We start from the raw sequence: 7,710 nt of genomic DNA, 5'->3' as shown, positions 1-7,710 counted from the left end.
TTGGTCGGCGAGATAGCCGGTGATCGCGGCAACGATGCCACGGGTCGATTTGCAGGATACGGTCAGTACGTAGTTCTTCATGCCGGTCTTCCTCCGCCGTCTGCGGCCAAAATTCCACTCTTGCGCCGGGGGATCGCGCCCCGGCACATGGGTCAATTCAGGCATTTTTCCGCTGCGCACTCAAATATCGAGCGTGCTGTCGCGCTCCCACTGCGTGAAATGCGAGCAGTAGGCGTTCCATTCCTGGTGCTTGAGCTTCAGATAGGCTTCGGAGAACTCCGAGCCGATTGCCTGCTTCAGACCCTCGTCCTCGTCATAGGCCCTGAGCGCATCGAGTAGGTTAAGCGGCAGGCGCGGCGCGTTCTTCACGAGATGCCCCTCCGCATACATGTCGATATCATGATGAGGTCCGGGATCGGCTCTATTGCGCAAGCCGTCGAGGCCGGCAGCGATGATGATCGCCTGAAGCAGATAGGGATTGACCGCCCCATCAGGCAGACGCAGCTCGAAACGGCCAGGACCCGGCACACGTACCATATGGGTGCGATTGTTGCCGGTCCACGTCACGGTATTGGGAGACCAGGTGGCTCCGGACGTGGTGCGCGGCGCATTGATGCGCTTGTAGGAATTGACCGTCGGATTGGTGATCGCTGCCAGCGACGAGGCATGCTTCATGATGCCGCCGAGGAAATGCTTGCCCTCGGACGACAGGCCAAATTCCGCCTCTCTGTCGGCAAAGACATTGATCCTGCCGTCATTGCTCCATACGGAGATATGGCAATGGCAGCCGTTGCCCGTCAGGCCCTTGAAGGGCTTCGGCATGAACGTTGCTCTGAGGCCGTGCTTTTCGGCGATCGACTTGACCATGAACTTGAAGAAGGAGTGCTTGTCCGCCGTCTTCAGGGCATCGTCGAATTCCCAGTTCATTTCGAACTGGCCGTTGGCATCCTCGTGGTCGTTCTGATAGGCCCCCCAGCCGAGCTCCAGCATGTAATCGCAGATCTCGGCAATGACGTCATACCGCCGCATGACCGCCTGCTGGTCATAGCAGGGCTTTTCCGCCGTGTCGTATTCGTCCGAAATCTTCGAGCCGTCGGCCGTGATCAGGAAGAATTCGGCTTCGACGCCGGTCTTGACGCGCTTGCCTTCCGCCTCGGCCTGCTTGACGAGCTTCTTCAAGACGTTGCGCGGCGCCTGGGCGACCAGCTCGCCTTCCATCATGCAATCCGCCGCGACCCAGGCGACATCCTTCTTCCATGGGAGCTGGATGACGGAGGAAGCATCCGGTACGGCAAACAGGTCGGGATGGGCGGGCGTCATGTCGAGCCAGGTGGCGAAGCCGGCAAAGCCTGCGCCGTCTTCCTGCATCCCGGCGATTGCTTGCGCAGGCACCAGCTTGGCGCGTTGCCCGGAAAAAAGATCCGTATAACTGATCATGAAATATTTGATGCCTTTGTCTTTCGCAAAAGCAGCAAGATCCAGTGTCATTCTCGTTCCCCTTTGGATTTCTCAGAGACACTTCGATTTATGCATGCAGCCGCCGGGCTCTTCGGCCCGGTCGGACAAGTCAGATGGTTAGTAGCCTCCCTTGCCCGGATACCAGTTCGTGCCGGCAAGCGGGATCTGCGCCATGGCTGCGGCCTCCATCGTCAGCGCGCACAGGTCCTCCGGTTCGAGATTATGCAGATGATTCTTGCCGCAGGCACGCGCAATCGTCTGCGCTTCCAGCGTCATCACCTTGAGATAATTGGCAAGGCGTCGTCCAGCCACGATCGGGTCCAGCCGCTTTGAAAGCTCCGGATCCTGCGTCGTGATGCCGGCAGGATCTTTGCCCTCATGCCAGTCGTCATAGGCGCCGGCTGTCGTACCGAGCTTCTGGTACTCTTCCTCCCAGCGCGGATCGTTATCGCCGATGGCGACCAGTGCCGCCGTGCCGATCGCAACCGCATCGGCACCGAGCGCGAGCGCTTTCGCTACATCCGCGCCGGAACGAATGCCGCCGGAGATGATCAGTTGCACCTTGCGGTGCATGCCAAGATCCTGCAGCGCCTGAACGGCGGGACGAATACAGGCAAGGGTCGGCATGCCGACATTTTCGATAAAGACATCCTGGGTCGCGGCCGTGCCGCCCTGCATGCCATCGAGGACGACGACATCGGCACCAGCCTTTACGGCAAGGGCGGTATCGTAATAGGGGCGCGCACCGCCGACCTTGACGTAAATCGGCTTTTCCCAGTCGGTGATTTCGCGCAGTTCCATGATCTTGATCTCAAGATCGTCCGGTCCGGTCCAGTCCGGGTGACGGCAAGCCGAACGCTGGTCGATGCCTTTCGGCAGATTGCGCATGTTGGCGACACGGTCGGAAATCTTCTGGCCGAGCAGCATGCCGCCGCCGCCGGGCTTAGCCCCCTGCCCCACCACCACTTCGATGGCATCGGCGCGGCGCAGATCCTTGGGATTCATGCCGTAGCGCGAGGGAAGATACTGATAGACCAGCGTCTGCGAATGGCCGCGTTCCTCATTGGTCATGCCGCCATCGCCGGTCGTCGTGGAGGTGCCCGCAAGCGTGGCGCCGCGGCCGAGCGCCTCCTTGGCATTGCCGGAAAGGGCCCCGAAGCTCATGCCCGCGATGGTGATCGGCGTCTTGAGCGTAATCGGTTTCTTGGCAAAGCGGCTGCCGAGAACGACCGTCGTGTCGCATTTCTCACGATAGCCTTCCAGCGGATAGCGAGAAATCGACGCGCCCAGGAAAAGCAGGTCGTCGAAATGCGGCACCTTGCGCTTGGTGCCGGCACCGCGAATATCGTAAATCCCCGTCGCCGCGGCGCGGCGGATTTCGGCCAGCGTGTGATCATCGAAGGTTGCGGACTTGCGCGGCGGCGTAAGCGGGTTGTGATAGCTCATGGTGTCCCTTTCGCCTCAATACGCGTCGGCATTGTCAATGTTGAAATTGTAGAGCTTGCGCGCAGATCCGTAGCGCTTGAACTCTTCCGGCTTTACGCCCCTGACGCCCGCCCTTTCGAGAAGTTCGGCAAGCTTATCGATATGCTCGGGACGCATCTCTTTCTCGATGCAATCCGAGCCGAGGCTTTTCACCGAACCACGGACGAAGAGCTTTGCCTCGTAAAGGCTGTCGCCGAGCGCATCGCCGGCGTCGCCGAGTACGACGAGATGGCCGGATTGGCCCATGAATGCGGACATATGGCCGATGTTGCCGTGCACGACGATATCGATACCCTTCATCGAGATACCGCAGCGTGATGCGGCATTGCCCTTGATGACCAGAAGCCCCCCCTGCCCGGTCGCGCCTGCATACTGGCTGGCGTCACCTTCAATGACGACGGTGCCCGACATCATGTTTTCCGCGACACCGGGTCCGGCCGAGCCGTGCACGGTGACCGTGCCGCCATCGTTCATGCCGGCGCAGTAATAGCCGACGGATCCCCTGATATCGACGGTGACCGGCGTGTCGATGCCGACCGCGACGGCATGATGGCCTCGCGGATTGACAACCTCAAAGGCGGTATCATTGGCCCCAACGGTGAGGCTGTGAAGCATGCTGTTAAATTCGCGCAGCGAAGTAACGGATAGATCGAAAACTGGCATGAAAGAACTTTCTCGATTGCACCAGGACTAAAACTAGGCGGCCTTTTCGTGATCCCAGAAATAGACGGTTGCCGGTTCCGGCTCCCAGATGCGGGCATTCTCGATGCCCGGCAGGTTTACGAGCGCCCGGTATTCGGAGCCGAAAGCGACATATTGATCGGTCTCGGCCATGACGGCGGGCTTGCAGGCGATGGGATCGCGAACAACGCCGAAGCCGGACTTCGTGCCCACAACGAAGGTGAAGAAGCCGTCGAGATCGCTGAGCGCGCCTGTCAGAGCCTCGCCGAGATCCTTGCCCCTGGCCATCTCGGCCGTCAGATAGGCGGCGGCAACTTCGGAATCGTTCTGCGTCTCGAAGGTCATGCCTTCGCGTACGAGTTCACGGCGAAGATTATTGTGGTTCGACAATGAGCCGTTGTGGACCAGGCACTGGTCGGAGCCGGTCGAGAACGGATGGGCACCGAGCGTGGTCACGGCGGATTCCGTGGCCATTCGGGTGTGTCCGATCCCATGTGTTCCGGACATGGTGGTAACGCCGAAACGGGATATGACATCCTTCGGCAAGCCCGTTTCCTTGTAGATTTCGATGGCGTCGCCGCTGCTCATGATCCGGACATCCGGCCGCAGCGCCGCAATCGCCGCCCTGCCTTCGTTCAGCTTGTCCTTTGCGAGAGCGATGACCGCGTGCGTACTCTTGACTGCCATGGACACCGGCGCATCGAGCGCTCGCCGGAGGTCATATTCCAGCCCGTCGAAGTCCTTTGTCGGATCGGCAGACTGAATGGTTATTTTCGCCTTGCTGCCGTTATCGTTGCCGTAAATCGCAATGCCCGCACTATCAGGTCCGCGATCGGTCATCGTGACCAGCATGGAGGACAAAAGCGCTCCGAGTTTTGGCTCCAGCGCCTTATCCTTCAAGAAGAGACCGACAATTCCGCACATGCCCAAACCCTCCATTTTCGCATCTGCAAAATGGCTAGCAGTTTGATCGCGGCTTTTCAACTCAAAAGAATATTTTTTTCTTTTAAGGCAAGTCAGTCGGTCTTGCCGCGCTGCGGGTAGCTGATGATCGAAAGATACTTCGCCGGCAGTTTCACAAGGACCTCCGGTCCGTGCGGCGCATCGGCATCGAAGAAGAGGCTGTCGCCTGGCTGCATCGGGAAAAGCTGGTCGCCATGGCGATACATGACCTCGCCCTCGAGCATATAAAGGAACTCCATTCCCTCGTGCTGGAAGGTCGGGAAAACGTCGGAATCGGCCGTCAACGTGATAAGATAGGGTTCGACGATGACGCCGCTCGAGTTATTGTCGATATGGCCGAGCACATTATACTGATGGCCCGCACGCGTGCCGCGCCGCTCAAGCTCCACCCCCTGTCCCGCTTTGACGAAGACCGCATTGTGCGGCTCCTCGTAGCGCCGGAAGAAAGCCGTGAGCGGCACTCCCAGCGCACGGGAAAGCGATTGCAACGTCGTCAGGGACGGCGAGATATTGCCGTTTTCGATCTTCGATAGCATCCCGAGAGAAATTCCGGTTGCTGCAGCAAGGTCCGTGACTGTGATGCCAAGTTTCTTTCGATAGGCGCGCACCTCATGACCGATCGCCATCTCGAGATTATTTTCCTTCGGCTCGCGCAAAGCGTGCGGATCCTGCGAGAAAGCCGGCCGCCCGCCATGCGGATGCTCCTCGCTCGCTGTCTTGCCGGGCTTGGTTTTCATTTATAGTTCCTTGCGACCATTTGTTATCGCTGCCATTCTATCTTCACGGTGAAATTTTCTCAACTAAGACGAAAACTACGTCCTGCGCGTTTCCCTCGGTGCGATATCGTAAAGGTTGCGGTAGGCTCGGGAAAAATGGGCGCCGCTGGAAAAGCCGGTGGCAACGGCAATTTCGGAAATCGATAGCGGGCTTTGTTCAAGCAGCCGTTGGGCGTGGGCCAATCTGATGCGTCGATATTGATCGAGGAATGTCGTTCCGAGATGCGCGGCAAACAATCGATCCAGATGGCGCGGCGTAACGCCGGCGATCCTTGCCATGGCGGCTCGATCCAGCGGCATCTCGATCGTTTCCTCCATCCTCTCCAGCACACTCAGCAGACCGGGATGATGGACGCCATAACGCTCGGCAAGTGAGCCGCGCTGCGGTGCCGTCGGCTCGCCGACTTCCGTATGCAGATACCAGTCGCTCACCCGGCGAGCGAAATCCGGTCCCATACGCTCGGAGATCAGCACGTGCATCATATCGAGCGGCGCGATACCGCCGCCGCAGGTTATGCGGCTGCCGTCGATGACGAAACGGGCCTGACGCGGCGACAAGGCGGGAAATGACTCGAGCAGCGCCGGAGCATGCTCCCAGTGGATGGTGAAATCCCGGTCGGCCAAAAGACCGGCAGCGGCAAGCAGATAGGGACCGCCGGAAATGCCGCCGATGCGCACCCCCTCGCGCGCCAGCTGCCTGAGACAGGCGAGCACCGCCGGATAATGCCAGTCTCGCGGCGATCCGCCGGCGCAGACGAAGACCGTTCCAAGCCCGGAACCACGGGCGGGAAGCGCGCCTGCCGGGACGGGCACGCCGCCCGATGACGTGGCGGACGTGCCATCCGGCGAGAAGGTCGACAAGCGGTAGATCTCGCGGCCGCCCAGCAAATTGGCGGCGCGAAGCGGCTCGCTTGCCGAGGCATAAGACATCAGCGCGAACCCTGGGATCAGGATGAAGCCGATATTCTGGACGTTTTTGACATCGATCGAGGACATGTCCCTTTTCTATCGAAATATGTCCTGAATGGGCAAGTCGGCAAATGCCTTTCTGCCATCATGGATGCAATTCCACTTGGATTGATCCATGCGCTATTCAGCTTTCTCCATTTTCCTCAACGGTCTTCGCGGCAATGCCGGCTGGGCACCCGCATGGCGCCAGCCGCAACCGAAGCAACATTATGACGTCATCATCGTCGGTGGCGGCGGACATGGGCTGGCGACGGCCTACTATCTCGCCAAGACCTTCGGCATCACCAATGTCGCCGTTCTGGAGAAGGGCTATCTCGGCTCGGGCAATATCGGCCGCAACACCACGATCATCCGTTCGAACTATCTGCTGCCCGGCAATAATCCCTTCTACGAGCTCTCGATGAAGCTGTGGGAAGGGCTGGAGCAGGACTTCAACTTCAATGCGATGGTCTCGCAGCGCGGTGTCCTGAACCTCTTTCATTCCGATGCCCAGCGCGATGCCTACACGCGACGCGGCAACGCCATGCGCCTGCACGGCGTCGATGCGGAATTCCTCGATCGCGAGGCCGTTCGCAAGAAGCTGCCCTTCCTCGATTTCGACAATGCCCGCTTCCCCATCATGGGCGGCCTGTTGCAGCCGCGCGGCGGCACTGTGCGACATGATGCCGTCGCATGGGGCTACGCCAGAGGTGCGGACAGCCGCGGCGTCGACATCATTACCGGCTGCGAGGTGACCGGCATACGCAGGGACAACGGCCGGGTGACCGGCGTCGAGACCAGCAAGGGCTTCATCGGATGCGGCAAGCTGGCGCTTGCGGCCGCCGGCAACTCGACAGTCGTCGCCGACATGGCGGGTCTGCGCCTGCCGATCGAGAGCCATGTGCTGCAGGCTTTCGTCTCCGAGGGATTGAAACCGTTCATCGATTGCGTCGTCACCTTCGGGGCCGGACATTTCTACGTCTCGCAATCGGACAAGGGCGGCCTCGTCTTCGGCGGCGATATCGATGGCTACAATTCCTATGCCCAGCGCGGCAATCTCGCGACTGTCGAGCATGTCGCCGAGGCCGGCGTCGCCTTGATACCGTCGCTAACCCGGGTGCGTTACCTGCGCAGCTGGGGCGGTGTCATGGACATGAGTATGGACGGCTCGCCGATCATCGACCGAACCCATATGGACAATCTCTATCTGAACGCCGGCTGGTGCTATGGCGGTTTCAAGGCCACACCGGCCTCCGGCTATTGCTACGCCCATCTGATCGCCCGCAACGAGCCGCATGAAACGGCGCGGCAATTGCGGCTCGACCGCTTTCGGCGGGGCTATCAGCTCGATGAAAAAGGCGTCGGCGCACAGCCGAATCTGCACTGAGGACATGACGAG

7 protein-coding genes are annotated in these 7,710 nt (G+C 60.0%); 1 reads left to right on the top strand and 6 read right to left on the bottom strand.

Annotated features, from left to right (window positions below; translation table 11 throughout):
- Positions 1–180: 180 nt before the first annotated feature.
- From glnT to RHSP_RS26135, 6 genes are all read right to left on the bottom strand, one after another.
- Positions 181–1,488 carry a type III glutamate--ammonia ligase gene (gene glnT / locus RHSP_RS26160; RefSeq protein WP_037154506.1) on the bottom strand — a complete coding sequence of 436 codons (1,308 nt, stop codon included), beginning with the start codon at positions 1,486–1,488 and terminating at the stop codon, positions 181–183.
- Between the two features lie 87 nt (positions 1,489–1,575).
- Positions 1,576–2,904: an FMN-binding glutamate synthase family protein gene (locus tag RHSP_RS26155; protein WP_004125619.1), complete on the bottom strand. Its 1,329-nt coding sequence runs from the start codon at positions 2,902–2,904 to the stop codon at positions 1,576–1,578.
- A 15-nt stretch (positions 2,905–2,919) separates the two neighbouring features.
- Positions 2,920–3,606 (bottom strand): GltB/FmdC/FwdC-like GXGXG domain-containing protein, encoded by a 687-nt coding sequence (locus RHSP_RS26150; RefSeq protein WP_004125617.1) that lies wholly within the window; start codon positions 3,604–3,606, stop codon positions 2,920–2,922.
- A 33-nt stretch (positions 3,607–3,639) separates the two neighbouring features.
- Positions 3,640–4,548, bottom strand: a complete 909-nt coding sequence (locus RHSP_RS26145; RefSeq protein ID WP_037154503.1) for a class II glutamine amidotransferase — start codon at positions 4,546–4,548, stop codon at positions 3,640–3,642.
- A 92-nt stretch (positions 4,549–4,640) separates the two neighbouring features.
- Positions 4,641–5,324 carry a helix-turn-helix domain-containing protein gene (locus tag RHSP_RS26140; RefSeq protein ID WP_004125611.1) on the bottom strand — a complete coding sequence of 228 codons (684 nt, stop codon included), beginning with the start codon at positions 5,322–5,324 and terminating at the stop codon, positions 4,641–4,643.
- 75 nt (positions 5,325–5,399) lie between these two features.
- Positions 5,400–6,359 carry a GlxA family transcriptional regulator gene (locus RHSP_RS26135; protein ID WP_004125608.1) on the bottom strand — a complete coding sequence of 320 codons (960 nt, stop codon included), beginning with the start codon at positions 6,357–6,359 and terminating at the stop codon, positions 5,400–5,402.
- A gap of 88 nt (positions 6,360–6,447) precedes the next feature.
- On the opposite strand from RHSP_RS26135, the gene RHSP_RS26130 reads away from it, so the two are divergent.
- Entirely contained in the window at positions 6,448–7,698 is a 1,251-nt protein-coding gene (locus RHSP_RS26130) for a sarcosine oxidase subunit beta family protein (protein ID WP_004125605.1), read from the top strand.
- Positions 7,699–7,710: the final 12 nt, after the last annotated feature.

The sequence above is a fragment of the Rhizobium freirei PRF 81 genome (genome assembly GCF_000359745.1).
In the GTDB taxonomy this organism is placed as follows: Bacteria; Pseudomonadota; Alphaproteobacteria; order Rhizobiales; family Rhizobiaceae; genus Rhizobium; species Rhizobium freirei.
This window is presented reverse-complemented; position numbering and strand designations above follow the sequence as displayed.